General features: G+C 67.8%; 14 protein-coding genes. 5 read left to right on the top strand and 9 right to left on the bottom strand.

Going from position 1 to position 14,565, the window contains the following annotated elements:
* Positions 1 to 19: 19 nt before the first annotated feature.
* Positions 20 to 1,165, bottom strand: coding sequence for a PQQ-dependent sugar dehydrogenase (locus F1193_RS04340; protein ID WP_150096447.1), 1,146 nt, complete (start codon positions 1,163 to 1,165; stop codon positions 20 to 22).
* A 600-nt stretch (positions 1,166 to 1,765) separates the two neighbouring features.
* On the opposite strand from F1193_RS04340, the gene F1193_RS04335 reads away from it, so the two are divergent.
* Entirely contained in the window at positions 1,766 to 2,494 is a 729-nt protein-coding gene (locus F1193_RS04335) for a cytochrome c biogenesis CcdA family protein (RefSeq protein ID WP_150096446.1), read from the top strand.
* 81 nt (positions 2,495 to 2,575) lie between these two features.
* On the opposite strand, the gene F1193_RS04330 is transcribed toward F1193_RS04335, so the two are convergent.
* From F1193_RS04330 to F1193_RS04305, 6 genes are all read right to left on the bottom strand, one after another.
* Positions 2,576 to 3,682 carry a branched-chain amino acid ABC transporter substrate-binding protein gene (locus tag F1193_RS04330; RefSeq protein WP_150096445.1) on the bottom strand — a complete coding sequence of 369 codons (1,107 nt, stop codon included), beginning with the start codon at positions 3,680 to 3,682 and terminating at the stop codon, positions 2,576 to 2,578.
* Between the two features lie 240 nt (positions 3,683 to 3,922).
* Positions 3,923 to 4,396, bottom strand: a complete 474-nt coding sequence (locus F1193_RS04325) for a DUF6867 family protein (RefSeq protein WP_246164122.1) — start codon at positions 4,394 to 4,396, stop codon at positions 3,923 to 3,925.
* A gap of 123 nt (positions 4,397 to 4,519) precedes the next feature.
* Positions 4,520 to 5,287, bottom strand: coding sequence for an ABC transporter ATP-binding protein (locus tag F1193_RS04320; RefSeq protein ID WP_150096444.1), 768 nt, complete (start codon positions 5,285 to 5,287; stop codon positions 4,520 to 4,522).
* Positions 5,280 to 6,200 carry an ABC transporter ATP-binding protein gene (locus F1193_RS04315; protein WP_150096443.1) on the bottom strand — a complete coding sequence of 307 codons (921 nt, stop codon included), beginning with the start codon at positions 6,198 to 6,200 and terminating at the stop codon, positions 5,280 to 5,282. The genes F1193_RS04320 and F1193_RS04315 overlap by 8 nt, the downstream gene beginning before the upstream one ends.
* Positions 6,197 to 7,573, bottom strand: a complete 1,377-nt coding sequence (livM, locus tag F1193_RS04310; RefSeq protein WP_150096442.1) for a high-affinity branched-chain amino acid ABC transporter permease LivM — start codon at positions 7,571 to 7,573, stop codon at positions 6,197 to 6,199. The genes F1193_RS04315 and livM overlap by 4 nt, the downstream gene beginning before the upstream one ends.
* 1 nt (position 7,574) lies before the next feature.
* Positions 7,575 to 8,492, bottom strand: coding sequence for a branched-chain amino acid ABC transporter permease (locus F1193_RS04305; RefSeq protein WP_150096441.1), 918 nt, complete (start codon positions 8,490 to 8,492; stop codon positions 7,575 to 7,577).
* A 315-nt stretch (positions 8,493 to 8,807) separates the two neighbouring features.
* Between F1193_RS04305 and F1193_RS04300 the strand changes: the two genes are divergently transcribed.
* A complete protein-coding gene (locus F1193_RS04300) occupies positions 8,808 to 9,314 on the top strand; it encodes a flavin reductase (RefSeq protein WP_150096440.1) in 507 nt (168 codons plus the stop codon).
* Between the two features lie 113 nt (positions 9,315 to 9,427).
* On the opposite strand, the gene F1193_RS04295 is transcribed toward F1193_RS04300, so the two are convergent.
* Both F1193_RS04295 and bcsS read right to left on the bottom strand, forming a co-directional pair.
* The gene (locus F1193_RS04295) at positions 9,428 to 10,849 is read right to left on the bottom strand and encodes an FAD-binding oxidoreductase (protein ID WP_150096439.1); all 1,422 of its coding nucleotides are present in this window, start codon (positions 10,847 to 10,849) and stop codon (positions 9,428 to 9,430) included.
* Between the two features lie 430 nt (positions 10,850 to 11,279).
* Positions 11,280 to 12,008 (bottom strand): cellulose biosynthesis protein BcsS, encoded by a 729-nt coding sequence (bcsS, locus tag F1193_RS04290; protein ID WP_170263351.1) that lies wholly within the window; start codon positions 12,006 to 12,008, stop codon positions 11,280 to 11,282.
* A 144-nt stretch (positions 12,009 to 12,152) separates the two neighbouring features.
* On the opposite strand from bcsS, the gene F1193_RS04285 reads away from it, so the two are divergent.
* From F1193_RS04285 to F1193_RS04275, 3 genes are read left to right on the top strand one after another with little or no spacing between them, the layout of a single operon-like run.
* Entirely contained in the window at positions 12,153 to 12,812 is a 660-nt protein-coding gene (locus tag F1193_RS04285; protein WP_150096437.1) for a TetR/AcrR family transcriptional regulator, read from the top strand.
* Entirely contained in the window at positions 12,809 to 13,585 is a 777-nt protein-coding gene (locus F1193_RS04280) for an HlyD family secretion protein (RefSeq protein WP_150096436.1), read from the top strand. Before F1193_RS04285 ends, F1193_RS04280 begins: the two co-directional genes overlap by 4 nt.
* The gene (locus F1193_RS04275) at positions 13,582 to 14,523 is read left to right on the top strand and encodes an ABC transporter ATP-binding protein (RefSeq protein WP_150096435.1); all 942 of its coding nucleotides are present in this window, start codon (positions 13,582 to 13,584) and stop codon (positions 14,521 to 14,523) included. Before F1193_RS04280 ends, F1193_RS04275 begins: the two co-directional genes overlap by 4 nt.
* Positions 14,524 to 14,565 lie beyond the last annotated feature (42 nt).

Raw genomic sequence — 14,565 nt, 5'->3', positions numbered from 1 at the left:
GCCTGTCGCCGCGGCGGCGTCAATTGCGCGCCGGGGTGAGGCGCAGGATTGCGCCGTCATTCTCGTCGGTCAGCAGCAGGATGGCGCCATCGGGGGCGACGCGCACGTCGCGGATGCGGGACCTCACGGGGATGCGCTCCTCGCCGGTGACCTTGTCGCCGTCGAGCGTGAGGCGCACCAGGCTCTGCCCCGCCAGCGCGCCGACCAGGAGGTTGCCGCGCCAAGCGGGAAAGGCGTCGCCGGCATAGAACGCCAGGCCCGATGGCGCGATCGACGGCGTCCAATGATGGATGGCGTCGGCGTATCGCGGATGGCTCGGCGGCAGCGGGATCGGCCTGCCGTCATAATGGGTGCCCCAGCTCACCTTCGGCCAGCCATAGTTCTTACCGGCCTCGACGATGTTGATCTCGTCGCCGCCGCGCGGCCCCATCTCGGCGACCCACAGCCTGCCGGTCTGCGGATGCAGCGCCGCGCCCTGGATGTTGCGGTGGCCGAGCGAGAAGATCTCGGGCCGCATCTCCTTGCGGCCGGCGAACGGGTTGTCGCTCGGCACCGTGCCGTCCGGGCCGAGGCGCACGATCTTGCCGAGGTGGCTGCGCGGATCCTGCGCCGGCTGGAACTTGAAGCGCTCGCCGAGCGTGAGGAACAGCGTGCCGTCCGGCCGGAAGACGATGCGCGCGCCGAAATGGTTCGGCCCCGGCACCTTCGGCTCCTGGCGGAAGATCACCTTGAGGTCGGTGAGCGCATCATTGCTCTCGGCCAGCCGGGCGCGGGCCAGCGCGGTTCCGGCGCCGTCGCGGCCGGCTTCGGCGAAGGCCAGATAGACCAGCCGGCTGGTGGCGAAGTCGGGTGCCAGCGCGATGTCGAGCAGGCCGCCCTGGCCCTCGGCGAACACATTCGGCACGCCGCTCAGCGGCGGCGACAGCCGGCCGTCCGGCGACACCACCCTGAGCCGGCCCGGGCGCTCGGTGACGAGGAGATTGCCGTCCGGCAATTGGGCGAGGCCCCAGGGATGCTCCAGGCCGGAGGCGACGGTTTCGACCTGGAGGACGCTGTCGGCGGTGCGCAGCGTGTGGACCTGCGCCCGCGCGGGCACGGTCGCCGCGGCGCCCAGCAGCAGGGCGGCGAGCAGGAGGCGGGTGATGTAAGGGATGGCGCGCATCATCCCCTCTCGAGTTTGCAGTCTCAGATTGCGGCGGTCGCAGGGTCAATGACTGCGGCCGGGCGTGGTTCCATGCCGGCGGGTGTCATAAAGGCGGATGTCATGAAGGTGGATGTCCGGGCGGCGGCGGTGCGCCGCTGGATCGGCCGCCGGGTGGGCGGCCGGCGCATCGGGGCGATGCACCGGCCGCAGCGCCGTGTGGACCACGGACGGACGCGCCCGACCGGACGATCGGCGAGAGCGAGCTTCGCGCTCGCCTTCTGTCCGGCGGTGACGGTGAAGCCTACCGCTCTTGGCCTTAAGCCGAGGTGAGAATGACTGTGAAAAGTGGTGCGTATAAACGCATATAATGCCGGTCGGCCATGACGACCATCGCGTTCAATTTTCTTCAAATTTTTCGAATCCCGGTATCGTCGATGCCGGCTGCCCGGCGGCAAGTCCGGCGAGAATGGCGCGGGATTTGCTTTTTGTGCGGTCCGCCGTACCGGTGCACGACAGCCCCGCGCGATCTCGCCTCGATTCTGATGGCGGCTGGTGTAAGAAACGCCCGCGCCTTCGCCCGTGCGCTTCCGTTCCAAAGAGGGCGATCCAGAAGGGCGATCCATGACCGACGTCACCTTTCCGGCCGCGTTCGTCGCAGGACTGATCAGCTTCCTGTCGCCCTGCGTGCTGCCTTTGGTGCCGCCTTATCTGGTCTATCTCGCCGGCACCACGCTCGACCGGCTGCAGACCGAGGCCGAGCCGGCGGCGGCGCGCCGGGCGCTGGCGGCGGCGGCCCTGTTCGTGCTCGGCTTCTCCAGCGTGTTCGTGGCGCTCGGCGCCGGGGCCTCGGTGATCGGCCAGGTGCTGCGCACCTATTCGACGGTGCTGTCCACCGTCGCCGGCATCGCCATCATCATCATGGGCCTGCATTTCCTCGGCCTGTTCCGCATCCCGTTCCTGATGCGCGAGGTGCGGGCCGAGGTGCGCCGGCCGGTGTCGCTCGCCGGTGCCTACGGCATGGGGCTGGCCTTCGCCTTCGGCTGGACGCCGTGCATCGGCCCGGTGCTGGCCACCATCCTGGCGGTGGCGGCGGCGGATTCGACGCTCGGCAAGGGGGCGGGGCTGCTCGCGGTCTATTCGGCCGGGCTCGGCGTGCCGTTCCTGGCCGCGGCGCTGTTCGTGGGGCCGTTCCTGCGCGTCGCCGGCCGGCTGAAGCGCCATCTCGGCCTGATCGAGAAGGCGATGGGGGTGCTGCTGGTCGTCACCGGCCTCGCCTTCCTGTTCGGCTGGGTGGCGGATGCCGCCTATCTCATCCTCGAAGCGGTCCCGGCGCTGGGCAAGCTCGGGTGAGGCTCGGAGGATATGAAAACGCCCGCCCCGAGGGGCGGGCGTCGTGATCGTGTGTGGCGATCGTCTGGGCAGCGCCCAGGCTCACATCTCGTTGTACGTGCCGTCCTTGTTCCAGATGTAGAACACATAGTCGATGACGGTGATGTCGCCCTTGGCGTCGAAGCCGAGCTTGCCCAGCACCGTGTCCCACTGGCCGGCGCGGATGGTCTCAGCCACCGTCTTGGGATCGGTGGTGCCGGCCTTCTCGACGGCCTGCGCCCAGATCTGGATCGCGGCGTAGGTGTAGAGGGTGTAGCCTTCCGGATCGATGTCCTTGGCCTTGAACTTCTCCAGCACCGCGGCGGCGGCGGGCTTCTTGCGGGCGTCGGGGCCGAAGGTCATCAGCGAGCCGGTGCCGGCCGGGCCGGTGATCTGCCAGAACTCCTTGGTGACCATGGCGTCGCCGGAGATGAGCTGGGTCTTCTGGCCCTGTTCGCGCAACTGGCGCAGGATCAGGCCGGATTCGGTGTGATAGCCGCCGACGTAGACGACATTGATGCGCGCGGCCTTCATCTTCGACACCAGGGCGGAGAAGTCCTTCTCGCCCTTGGTGTAGGCTTCGTACATCGTCTCCTTGACGCCGGCCTTGTTGAGCGCGGCCTTGGTGGCGTCGGCAAGTCCCTTGCCGTAGGTCGACTTGTCGTGAAGGATGGCGATCTTCTTGCCCTTGAAGTTCTTCGCGATGTAGGCGGCGGCGACGGCACCCTGCTGGTCGTCACGGCCGCAGACGCGGAAGGTGTTCCACAGCCCGCGCTCGGTGAACTGCGGGTTGGTCGAGGCCGGGGTGATCTGCAGCACGCCGTTCTCGGCATAGGCGTCGGACGCGGGAATCGACGACGATGAGCAGAAATGTCCGGCGACCAACACCACGCCTTCGCCGGCCAGCTTTTCGGCCACCGCGCGGGCCTGCTTCGGATCGCAGGCATCGTCCCCGACCAGGAGGCGGATCTGCTTGCCCAGCACGCCGCCGGCGGCATTGAGATCGGCCACCGCCAGTTCGGCGCCGTTGCGCATCTGCAGGCCGAAGGTGGCCTCGCCGCCGGTCATCGGCCCCGCGACCGCGATGGCGATGTCCTCCTGGGCGGCGGCGGCACCGCCGAACGCCAGGCTGGCGCCGAGCACCAGACTCGCGAAGGTGAGCTTTTTCATACGGTTCTCCCAGTGTCAGTTGGCGTGGGGGTTGAGCCGTGGAGCTTCGAACAACTCGACGGAGCCGGCTGATCCTGCGCGCAAGAAAAGACGGATCCGCCGGTTCGCAATCGGCAGCTTAGAGCATTCTCCGCAAAAGTGGAGACCGGTCCTGCGAAGGAACATGCGATAACTCAAGACCTTGCAACACCCGTCCGACCGGGTGGCCGAAGCCTTCGGTCGCCGCCATCCGCGTTCCGGTCACGGGCTGGCGGATGTCTCGTCGTCCCTCGTGATCGACCAGCCGAGCGGGCCGCGGCGCACATAGAGCCAGCCATATTGCGTGGCCATCTGGCGCGCCCGCGTCGTCCGGTAGCCGAGGCTGGCGATGGCGGCAAGGATGATGAAGTCGACCGTGTAATAGGGCAGCGACAGCAGCGTGCCGTGGAACAGCGCGTAATGGATGAACCGAACCGCCGCGGCCAGGATCAGCATATAGGCGAGAAGCTGCACATAGGGCCGCCAGGTTTCGGCCACCGCCTGTCCCGACAGCCACGCCGCGCCACCGCCGAGCAGCACGGTGACGATGATGAAGTCGCCCGTGGAAACCTCGATCACCAGCGCGGGATCGACGACCAGCAATGCCACCACCGCGGCGAGGGCGAGGAGCGGGCCGAGCGACTGCGCCGCGAAGAACGAGCCGCCGGAGAGCGGATTGTCGGAGGCGTGGTCCATGGCCGTATTCACCGCGATGTCTCCAGCGTCCGCAGGTTCGATTGACTCCGCGAACGCGTCTCGGATTCCTGCGTCATCGCATCCCCGTTCGCAACACCGGCTCCCGCTCGTACACGCACGGCTCTATTTTCGTCCGCCTTCGAGATAGGCGGCCTTGACCTCGGGCCGCTCCAGGAGCTCGCGGCCGGTGCCGGCCATGGTGATGGTGCCATTGACCATGACGTAGCCGCGATGGGCGAGCCGGAGCGCGTGATAGGCGTTCTGCTCGACCAGGAACACGGTGAGTCCTTCCGAGCGGTTGAGTTCGTCGATCACCTCGAAGATCTGCTTCACGATCAGCGGCGCGAGGCCGAGCGAGGGCTCGTCGAGCAGCAGCAGGCGCGGCCGGCTCATCAGCGCCCGCGCGATCGCCAGCATCTGCTGCTCGCCGCCCGACAGCGTGCCGCCGCGCTGGTGCAGCCGCTCCTTCAAGCGCGGGAACAGCGCGAACATGCGCTCCAGGTCGTCGTCGAAATGGACGTAGCCGTCCACCGCCGCGCCCATCTGCAAATTCTCGAACACCGTCATGCGCGGGAAGATGCGCCGGCCTTCCGGCGACTGGGCGATGCGCAGCGCGGCGATGTCGTGGGTCGCCAGCTTGGTGATGTCGAGGCCGCCGAAGCGGATGGCGCCCGCGCGCGCGCGCGGCTGGCCGAAGATCGTCATCATCAGCGTCGACTTGCCGGCACCATTGGCACCGATCAGCGTGACGATCTCGCCCTCATTGACGTCGAGGTCGACGCCCTTGAGCGCCTGGATCTTGCCGTAGAAGGTCTCGACGCCGCGCACCGCCAGCAGCGGCTCGCGCAGGGCCGGGGCTGCGAGGGGGGCAGAGGTCAGCGTGTCAGTCAAGGCCGACCTCCTCCACGATCTTCTCCACCTCTGCCTCGTCCTCGACGCCGAGATAGGCGGCGATCACCTTGGGATCGTTCTTGATCTCCTCGGGGCTGCCGTCGGCGATCTTGACGCCATAGTCGAGCACGACGACGTGGTCGGAGATCTCCATCACCACGCTCATGTCGTGCTCGATCAAGAGGATCGAGGTGCCGGTCTCCTGACGGATCGACAGCAGGAGCGCGTTCAGCGCCGCGCTCTCGCGCGGGTTGAGGCCGGCGGCCGGCTCGTCGAGGCAGAGCAGCACCGGGTCCGAGCACATGGCGCGGGCGATCTCCAGCCGCCGCTGGTCGCCATAGGGCAGGTCGCCGGCCGGATCGTCGGCGCGCGCCACCAGATTGACCTTTTCCAGCCAGTGCACCGCGCGCGCGACCGCGGCCTTCTCGGCCTTGCGGAAGCCGGGCAGGCCGATCAGCCCGCCGACGGTGAAATTGGAGGCGTGCATCAGCCCGTTGTGCTGGGCGACCAGCAGGTTCTCCAGCACGGTCATGCCCTGGAACAGGCGAATGTTCTGGAAGGTGCGGGCGACGCGGGCGTGGCGGGCGACCAGATGGTCGGGCAGGCGCTCCAGCAGGAACACCGCGCCGTCCGCAAAGCGAGCGAAGCCGCGGTCGTGCGCGGTCACCGGGCCGAGATGGGCCTTCAGCGTCGCAGCATCGCCATGCACAAGGGCGATGCGGCCCTCGGTCGGCCGGTAGAAGCCGGTGACGCAGTTGAACACCGTGGTCTTGCCGGCGCCATTGGGGCCGATGATGGCGGTGATGTCGCCGCGGCCGGCCTGGAACGACAGGTCGTTGACGGCGATCAGACCGCCGAAGCGCATCGTCAGGTGCTCGACCGCGAGAATCGGCTCGTTCTCCCAGCGCCTCATCCGTGGCCCTCCTGGATGAGGTCGCTGGAGATGGTCTTCTTCTCCTTCAGCGCGATCGAGGGCCGGCGCGTGGCGATGAGGCCGCGCGGCCGCCAGATCATGATCAGCACCATCACGAGGCCGAAGATCAGCATGCGGTATTGGGTGGGATCGAAGTTCGGTCCGAAGACGCTCTTGAGGAATTCGAGATTGCGCAACATCTCGACGCCGCCGACCATGGCGATGGCCGAGATCACCACGCCGAGCAGGCTGCCGGCGCCGCCCAGCACCACGATGGCCAGGATCATCGCCGATTCCATGAAGTTGAAGGATTCCGGCGAGATGAAGCCCTGCCGCGTGGCGAAGAACGAGCCGGCGAAGCCGCCGAACATCGCGCCCAGCGCGAAGGCGGTGAGCTTGGTGTTGGTGGTGTTTATGCCGAGCGAGCGGCAGGCGATCTCATCCTCGCGCAACGCCTCCCAGGCGCGGCCGATCGGCAGGCGGCGCAGCCGCGTCGAGACGAAGGCGGTGATGAGTGCCAGCATCAGGATGACGTAATAGAGAAAGACGATGCGGTGGGTGGGGTCGAAGTGAAGGCCGAAGGTCGCGGCAAACCCGTCCTTGCCCGGCGTGAAGGGCAGGCCGAAGAAGGTCGGGCGCGGGATGGAGGCGATGCCGTTGGGGCCGCCCGAGAAGTCCTGCCAGTTCAGCAGCACGATGCGGATGATCTCGCCGAACGCCAAAGTGACGATGGCGAGATAGTCGCCGCGCAGGCGCAGCACCGGAAAGCCGAGGACGATGCCCCAGAACGCCGCCAGCAGGCCGGCGATGGGCAGGCAGATCCAGAACGCCCAGGGGCCGAGTGCGGGCAGCGTCGCCGGGATCACCTGGGTGGAGATGATGGCGAACGAATAGGCACCCACCGCATAGAAGGCGACATAGCCGAGGTCCAACAGCCCGGCGAGGCCGACCACGATGTTCAGCCCCCAGCCCAGCATGATGTAGGTGAGGATGAGGATGCCGAGGTCGAGCTCGTAGCGGCCGGTGACGGGCAGGAACGGCAGCACGAGTGCCAAGCCGAGCAGCGCCGGGCCGGCCAGCCGGAACAGCGCGCTGCCGGCCGGCTTCAGCCGCTCCAGCACCGCCGAGGAGCCGGCCGCGTGCGGGCGGTGGCCGGTCCACAGCGTGAGCGCCAGACGGGCTGCGAACACCAGAGCGACCATCACCGCCACGAGGTCGAAGCGGGTGGTCAGGATCAACTTGTAGTCGGGACCCTGGTCGGTGCGGAAGCCGACCAGCGGCAGGGTGACGCCGAGCGCGATCAAAGCGGCGATCGCGGCATCCTTGAGGGCGGCGGCGAAATCGGCGCGGGCGGTCGCAGCGTCGCTCTTCATGTCACACCTTCTCGACCTCTGGCTTGCCGAGAATGCCCTGCGGCATGAAGATCAAAACGATGGCGAGAATGGAGAAGGCCGCGACGTCCTTGTATTCGACCGAGAAATAGGCCGACCACAGGGTCTCGATCAGGCCGATCAGAAGCCCGCCCAATACGGCGCCGGGGAGGGAGCCGATGCCGCCCAGCACCGCGGCGGTGAACGCCTTGACGCCCGGCACGAAACCGTCGGCGAAGCTCACAACACCATAATACATCAGGTACATGGTGCCGGCGACGGCGGCGAGCGCGGCGCCCATCACGAAGGTGAGCGAGATGGTGCGGTCGACATTGACGCCGAGCAGGGCGGCCATCTTGCGGTCCTGCTCGCAGGCGCGCTGGGCGCGACCGAGCGGCGTCTTCTGGACCACGTACCAGAAGCAGGCGAGCATCACCGAGGTGACGACGATGATAATGATCTGCTTGTAGGAGATCGTCACCTGATAGGAGCCCTCCTGCATCACCACGATGACGTCCGACAGCATCGGCGGAACCGGCTTGTTGCGCGGGCCCTGCGTCACCTGCACGAAGTTCATCAGGAAGATCGACATGCCGATCGCCGAGATCAGCGGCGCGAGGCGGAAGGAGCCGCGCAACGGCCGGTAGGCGAGGCGCTCGATGGTCCACCCGACGATGGAGGTGAACAGCATTGAGACGATCAGCACGATCAACAGCGCCAACACCACCGAGCCGACGCCGAGCCAGGTCGTCAGGATCAGGAAGGCGATCAGCGCGATGAAGGCCGACACCATGAACACGTCGCCATGGGCGAAGTTCACCATGCCGATGATGCCGAACACCATAGTGTAGCCGATGGCGATCAGGCCGTAGATCGAGCCCAGCGTCAGGCCATTGATCAATTGCTGAACGAACACTTCCATGTGCGACATATTCCTGCACGCGCCATGCCAAGCGGCTGGCGCGATCAGTTGACCGCGACGGCCCAGCGCGTCGCGCAATAGACCACATTACCGTCATAACGTGGCCTTCGGCTCGTCGCAACGTGACGAAACCGGTCTTCGCCCCCAGGCACCGAAACGTGACGGCACGGGCGCAGGCGCGCGCCGCGCCGATGCCGGCTCGAACGCCGCTTGAGGTGGCCGGAGGGGGCAGCCCGATCAGAACTGCGGCACCGTCCCGTCGCAGGCTCTTGCGCGAATGCCTATTTCCAGGGCATGGAGGCACCCGTGACACAGATGCTCGATATCTCAGAATTTCCGATCCTGGTTCCCGCGCAGACCTTTCGGGACGGCATGAGCCGTGTCGGCGCGGCGGTCCACATCATCACCACCGGCGGCCTCGCCGGGCGGGCCGGCTTCACCGCCACCGCCGTCTCCTCGGTGTCGGACGAGCCGCCGACCGTGCTGGTCTGCCTCAACCGCAACGGCCGCAGCGCCGCCGTGCTGGCGGAGAACGGCGTGTTCTGCATCAACACGCTCGCAGCCGAGGATCAGGCGCTGGCCGACGTGTTCGCCGGTCGCGGCGGCATCGGCGGCGAGGAGCGCTTCCTGCACGGCGCGTGGGAGGAACGCGCCACCGGCGCGCCGGTGCTCGGTGGGGCGCTGGTGGCGTTCGACTGCCGGGTGGTCGATCTGCGGCCCGTTGCCACCCACCAGGTCCTGATCGGACAGGTGGAGGCGGTGCACCTCGGTCCGGCGCGGCCGGCGCTGCTCTACGCCAACCGCGCCTATCACGGGCTGTGATTCGGATTCCGGCCTGGCCGGCTCGGATTGTCGTTTTCCCTTGATCGCGGCCCGGCGAAAGCGCTTGTGGTTAAGCGTGCGGAGCGACGATCGCGAGACGGGGGGAGACGGCGCTATTTGCGGCCCCACACCACGTTCTTGCCCCACAGCGCCTCGACCGCGACCTGGATGAAGCCGCGGACCCTGCGCGACTGGAAGGCGGAATTGGGCGTGTGGATCTTCGACCACAGTTCGCGGAACGGCGCAGCCTTGTACTTCGTGCGCAGGGCGGAATACCAGTCCTGGTCGTACTTCGTCCAGAAATCCTCCTGGCTGTAGAAGGTCTGAGCGTAGAGCATCTTGCGGCTCGGAAGATTGAGGATCATCTTCTCCAGGTTGATCGTGTCGTTCACCGCGTTACCGGTGGCGGGCTGACCGTAGATACCGACGTTCAGCAGCATCTCCTCGCCGTCCCGGTAATGGGACGACAGCTTCTGCGGGGTGGTGACCGATTTGATCGGGCACATCCACACCGGATAGATCTTCGGTCCGCTGGCATTGTAGCTGACGATGCGTGCCGCGTCGTTCCAGTCCATGTAGAAGTCCTGGACGACATATTCGTGCTGCACGTTCATGGCGTGCAGGCCGTCATAGAGCTTCCGCGTGCGCGAGATCGGCGCGAGGAAGAAGCGGGTCACCGGGTTGCTGTTGACGCCGAACAGCGGGAACAGGTGCTCGCCCATCCAGAACGCGCCCTTGTCGTAGCGGAAGAGGTAGTCGACCAGCGGCACGGCGATCGACTTGCCACCCTCGGCCGCCGTCTGGTGCATGTAGCGGTGATACCAGGGGTCGATGTTGCGGCCGAACCGGCGGATCGGATGGTCGGCCTTGTCGGTCAGCCGGCCGGTGATCACCGCGCCTAGGGTCTCGCTGAACAGCAGCCCCTCAATGAAGTCGATACTGTCGTCTTGGGTGTGGGTGCGAATCGCCTCGGTGCAGGCGGCGGCCGACCCATAGGGCTGGATATCGAGCGCAACATATCTGGCGGCCGGCTCCAGCTTGAGGCGGATGCGCGTCACCAGCGACAGCGAGCCGTGCGAGGTGGCGATGCCGTGGAACAGGTCGGCGTACTCATTGTCCGGGGTGGCGACGATCCGCGTGCCGTCGCCGAGCAGCATCTCGTATTCGAGCACAGTGTCGTTGAGCTGGCCGTATTTGAAGGACGAGCTTTCCAGCGCGCCGCCCTGCACCGCGCCGCCGGCGGTGATGCCGGGAAACTCGGGCACGACGAGCGGCATGAGGTTCGCCTGCAGCGTGGCGGCGATCAGCGCGTCCATCGGCACGCCGGGCTCGATGTCGATGTAGCGCGCCGCGCTGTCGAGGCCGACGATCTCGTTGAGGTCGGTCAGGTCGACCTCGGCGGCGTTGCCGCCGGCCACGCGCTGGCGCGTGCTGTTGGTGGAGCTTCTCTTGAAGCGGACGGTTCGGTTCTCCTTGAAGATGTCCGCAAGCTGGGCCTGGAGCTTCAAGACCTTGGCTTCATGAGTCTGGCTCATTTGAGCGCACCTGTTCCTGCCAGAATGACGCAACGTCCGTCTTATACGGTTTCCGGTTGATCCCTTCGGGATACCGGAAGCGGTTTCGCCGAAAACCCCAGGTCCTCAAGAGAGTCTCGATAACGGGATTTTCGGCGATCGGACGACGGTTCTCCGGCTTGATCAGCCGGAAACCGTCTTGCCCGATCGGCGGCACGGCCAGCCAACCACGGTCCCAGCCCGCGGGCGGTGCCGCGGCGGGAGGCGGTCCGCAGGCGATCGAGACAGGGGGACTCGATCTCGGCCGGCGACGGCTGGGGAAGAGAGCCGGGCACATTCAGACGCGCCGGCCCGCCGCCGCTTCGGCCGCGGACTGTCGGGCGATTACACGTTCGCGGCAAGATAGGCCACCTCCTATCGGCGGCGGGCGGACTCCAGGCGGCGGCCGGGATCAGAACCGCCGCCACATCGACACGAGGCCATAGGCGCTGGTGTCGGCGTCGCCCTCGGCGTCATCGGCGACGCCGGCCGCGAGCCGCGTCTCGAACGGGCCGACCGAGAGGCCGGTCAAGCCGAGGCCGAAGCGGAACTCGGAGCCCGCGGCATCGCCGACAGCGGCCGTCTCCGGCCCGAGGCAGACGCCGGCAATCCGGCCGCAGACGGCGGCGCGCAGCGCCCAGGACGCGCGCGCGCTGCCGTAGCTCGCCGACGCCATCACCTGAACCAGCGGCGACGGGGCAGCCCACAGCTCGCCGGCGATCGCCACGCCCCAGTGCGTGCCGCGGTCCGATGACGGAACGGCGGGGTGGTCCGGCTCGCGGGCATCGACCTCGCCGCCGACGAACAACGCGGTGCGCCGGCTCGGCGTGATCCAGCCATAGCCGGCGGCGAGCGTGGCGGTCTGCTTGCGGACGGTGATGTCGGTTGCGCTGTCATCGGGATGACTGGTCCGGTAGCCGCCGGCCGAGGCGGTCCCCCGCAGGCGCAGGCCGGAGCGGTCGATCCCGCCGGGGGCGTAGTCGGCGCCGATCCAGCCATTGGCGACGCGGCCGGTCGCCTCGGCGCCCGAGAAGATCAGCCAGGACGGGAGAGGGGAGGGCGACGGCGCGGCGTCCTCGGCCGCGACGGCTTCCACCACCGCAACCATGCAGCACAGCGCCGCCGCTCGCGTTGCCGACAACCCGGACATCGCCGCCCCCCAAGGTTAACTCAACCTTAACGGGCCTGGGGTTGCGAGTCACCGCGGGTCCAGGGCGCCTGCCAACTGATTCGATCCGGACTATTCCCAATGAATTATGACTGACCGGTCAGTCATAATTTCGGCATGACCACGCAGAAACCAGCCGGAACAAGCCGCACCCGGCGCCCCAGGGCGCCGGAGGGTGGCGAGCGCACGGAGAAGGGCGCAGCGCGCCGCGCCGCCATTCTCGATGCCGCGCTCGACGAATTCGCCGCGCGCGGCTTCGCTTCGGCCCGGCTCGACGACGTGGCCCGCCGGGCCGGCGTCGCCAAGGGCACCATCTATCTCTACTTCAAGGACAAGCAGGCGCTGTTCGAGGAGCTGGTGCGCACCAATCTGGTGCCGCACATCGCCGCCATCGAGGCGATGCCAACCGAGGGGCCGTTGCGCGCCCGCGTCGAGGCATTCGCCGAGCACTTCGTGCGCGAGGTGCTGATGACGCGGCGTGCCGATGTCATCCGGCTGGTGCTCGCCGAGGGGCGGCGCTTTCCGGCGCTTGCCGAATTCCATTATCGCGAGGTGGTGCAGCGGGCGCTGACGGCGCTGCAGCGGCTGATCCAGATCGGGGTGGAGCGCGGCGAGATCCGGCACGAGGCGCTGGTGCGGTTTCCGCAGCTTGTCATGGCGCCGATCATGATGGGGCTGATCTGGACCGGGCTGTTCAACCGCTTCGCGCCGCTCGATGTCGCCGCGATGATGCGCGCCCATCTCGACATGCTGTTCGCGCCGGGGAGGGAGCCATGAGGCGTCCGATCGCATCCATTCTCGCCGCGCTGGCGGCGCTGGCGCTGGCGTCGTGCGACAAGCCGGCCACCACCTTTCAGGGCTGGGTCGAGGCCGACATCGTCTATGTCGGGCCGGACGAGGCGGGGCGCATCGAGACGCTGACGGTGAAGGAGGGTGACACGGTGGCGCGCGGCGCCGATCTCTTCACCCTCGACGCCGACCTGCAGAAGGCCGACCTCGGCATTGCCGAGGCGGCGGTGGCCAATGCCAAGCGCACCTTCGAGCGCGCCAATGAACTCCTGAAGACCAAGACCGGCTCGCAGAAGAATTTCGACGACGCCCAAGCGCAATTGCGCGACACCGCCGCGCGGCTCGATGCGGCGCAGACGCGCCTCGCCCGCCGCAAGGTGGCGAGCCCGGTCGACGGCACGGTGGAGCAGCTCTATTTTCGCGTCGGCGAACTGGTGGCCGCCGGCCGGCCGGTGGTGGCGATCCTGCCGCCCGGCAACATCAAGGTCCGCTTCTTCCTGCCGCAGACCGAGGTTGCGCGCATCGCGCTGGGCGACAAGGTGCAGGTCGCCTGCGACGGCTGCGCGGCGGGGTTTTCCGCCAAGGTCACGTTCATCTCGCGCAGCGTCGAATTCACCCCGCCGGTGATCTACAGCCTGGAGGAGCGCGCCAAGCTGGTGTTCATGATCGAGGCGATGCCGGACCAGCCGGACAAGCTGCGGGTCGGCCAGCCGGTGCAGGTGAGGACCGCGGCGATGGCGGGGCGGGAGACGCGGCGATGACCGCGCCGGCCATCGCCATCGAGGTCGAGGGCCTGACCAAGTCGTTCGACGGCCGGCAGGTGGTGCGGAACCTGTCGATGACGGTGAAGCGCGGCACCATCTATGGATTCCTCGGCCCCAACGGCTCGGGCAAGACCACCACCATCCGCATGCTGTGCGGGCTCTTGACCCCGGATTCCGGCCGCGGCACCTGCCTCGGCTACGACATCCGCACCGAGGCCGACAAGATCAAGCTGCACGTCGGCTACATGACGCAGCGCTTCAGCCTCTATCAGGATCTCTCGGTGCGGGAGAACCTGGAGTTCATCGCCCGGCTCTACGGCATCCCCAATGCGCGCGGCGCGGCCGAGCGGATGATCGGGCGGCTGGGGCTTGAGGGCCGCGGCGAGCAGCTTGCGGGCTCGCTGTCGGGCGGCTGGAAGCAGCGGCTCGCGCTCGGCGCCTGCACGCTGCCCGAGCCGCAGCTTCTGCTGCTCGACGAGCCGACGGCCGGCGTCGACCCCAAGGCGCGACGCGAGTTCTGGGCGCAGATCCACACGCTGGCGGCCGAAGGGCTCACCGTGCTGGTCTCGACCCACTACATGGACGAGGCCGAGCGCTGCCACGAGATCGCCTACATCGCCTATGGCGACCTGCTGGCGCACGGCACGGTGGACGAGGTGATCGCCGGCTCGGGCCTCGTCACCTTCACCGTCAGCGGCCGCGGCGACAATGGCGGCCTGGCGCAGCTCGGCCGCGCGCTGGAGGCCGCGCCCGGCGTCGACATGGTGGCGCCGTTCGGCACCAGCCTGCACGTCTGCGGCCGCGACCGGGCGGCGCTGGAGGCGGCGATTGCGCCCTACCGCAGCGATGCGTCGCTGGCGTTCGAGCCGGCGGCGCCGACGCTGGAGGACGTGTTCATCGACCTGATGACGCGGGCGAAGGACAATTTCCAATGAGCGTGGCGTGGTCTCTCGTCATCCCGGCCAAGCGGCGAAGCC

Origin of the sequence: Blastochloris sulfoviridis (genome assembly GCF_008630065.1) — a bacterium.
Taxonomy (GTDB): Bacteria; Pseudomonadota; Alphaproteobacteria; order Rhizobiales; family Xanthobacteraceae; genus Blastochloris; species Blastochloris sulfoviridis.
This window is presented reverse-complemented; position numbering and strand designations above follow the sequence as displayed.

Coding starts and splice junctions, on each gene's coding strand:
- F1193_RS04315 (WP_150096443.1), bottom strand. CDS start 6,200: ATGAGGCGCTGGGAGAACGAGCCGATTCTCGCGGTCGAGCACCTGACG.
- F1193_RS04285 (WP_150096437.1), top strand. CDS start 12,153: ATGACCACGCAGAAACCAGCCGGAACAAGCCGCACCCGGCGCCCCAGG.
- F1193_RS04340 (WP_150096447.1), bottom strand. CDS start 1,165: ATGATGCGCGCCATCCCTTACATCACCCGCCTCCTGCTCGCCGCCCTG.
- F1193_RS04275 (WP_150096435.1), top strand. CDS start 13,582: ATGACCGCGCCGGCCATCGCCATCGAGGTCGAGGGCCTGACCAAGTCG.
- F1193_RS04335 (WP_150096446.1), top strand. CDS start 1,766: ATGACCGACGTCACCTTTCCGGCCGCGTTCGTCGCAGGACTGATCAGC.
- F1193_RS04295 (WP_150096439.1), bottom strand. CDS start 10,849: ATGAGCCAGACTCATGAAGCCAAGGTCTTGAAGCTCCAGGCCCAGCTT.
- F1193_RS04280 (WP_150096436.1), top strand. CDS start 12,809: ATGAGGCGTCCGATCGCATCCATTCTCGCCGCGCTGGCGGCGCTGGCG.
- livM (WP_150096442.1), bottom strand. CDS start 7,573: ATGAAGAGCGACGCTGCGACCGCCCGCGCCGATTTCGCCGCCGCCCTC.
- F1193_RS04330 (WP_150096445.1), bottom strand. CDS start 3,682: ATGAAAAAGCTCACCTTCGCGAGTCTGGTGCTCGGCGCCAGCCTGGCG.
- F1193_RS04300 (WP_150096440.1), top strand. CDS start 8,808: ATGCTCGATATCTCAGAATTTCCGATCCTGGTTCCCGCGCAGACCTTT.
- F1193_RS04305 (WP_150096441.1), bottom strand. CDS start 8,492: ATGGAAGTGTTCGTTCAGCAATTGATCAATGGCCTGACGCTGGGCTCG.
- F1193_RS04325 (WP_246164122.1), bottom strand. CDS start 4,396: ATGGACCACGCCTCCGACAATCCGCTCTCCGGCGGCTCGTTCTTCGCG.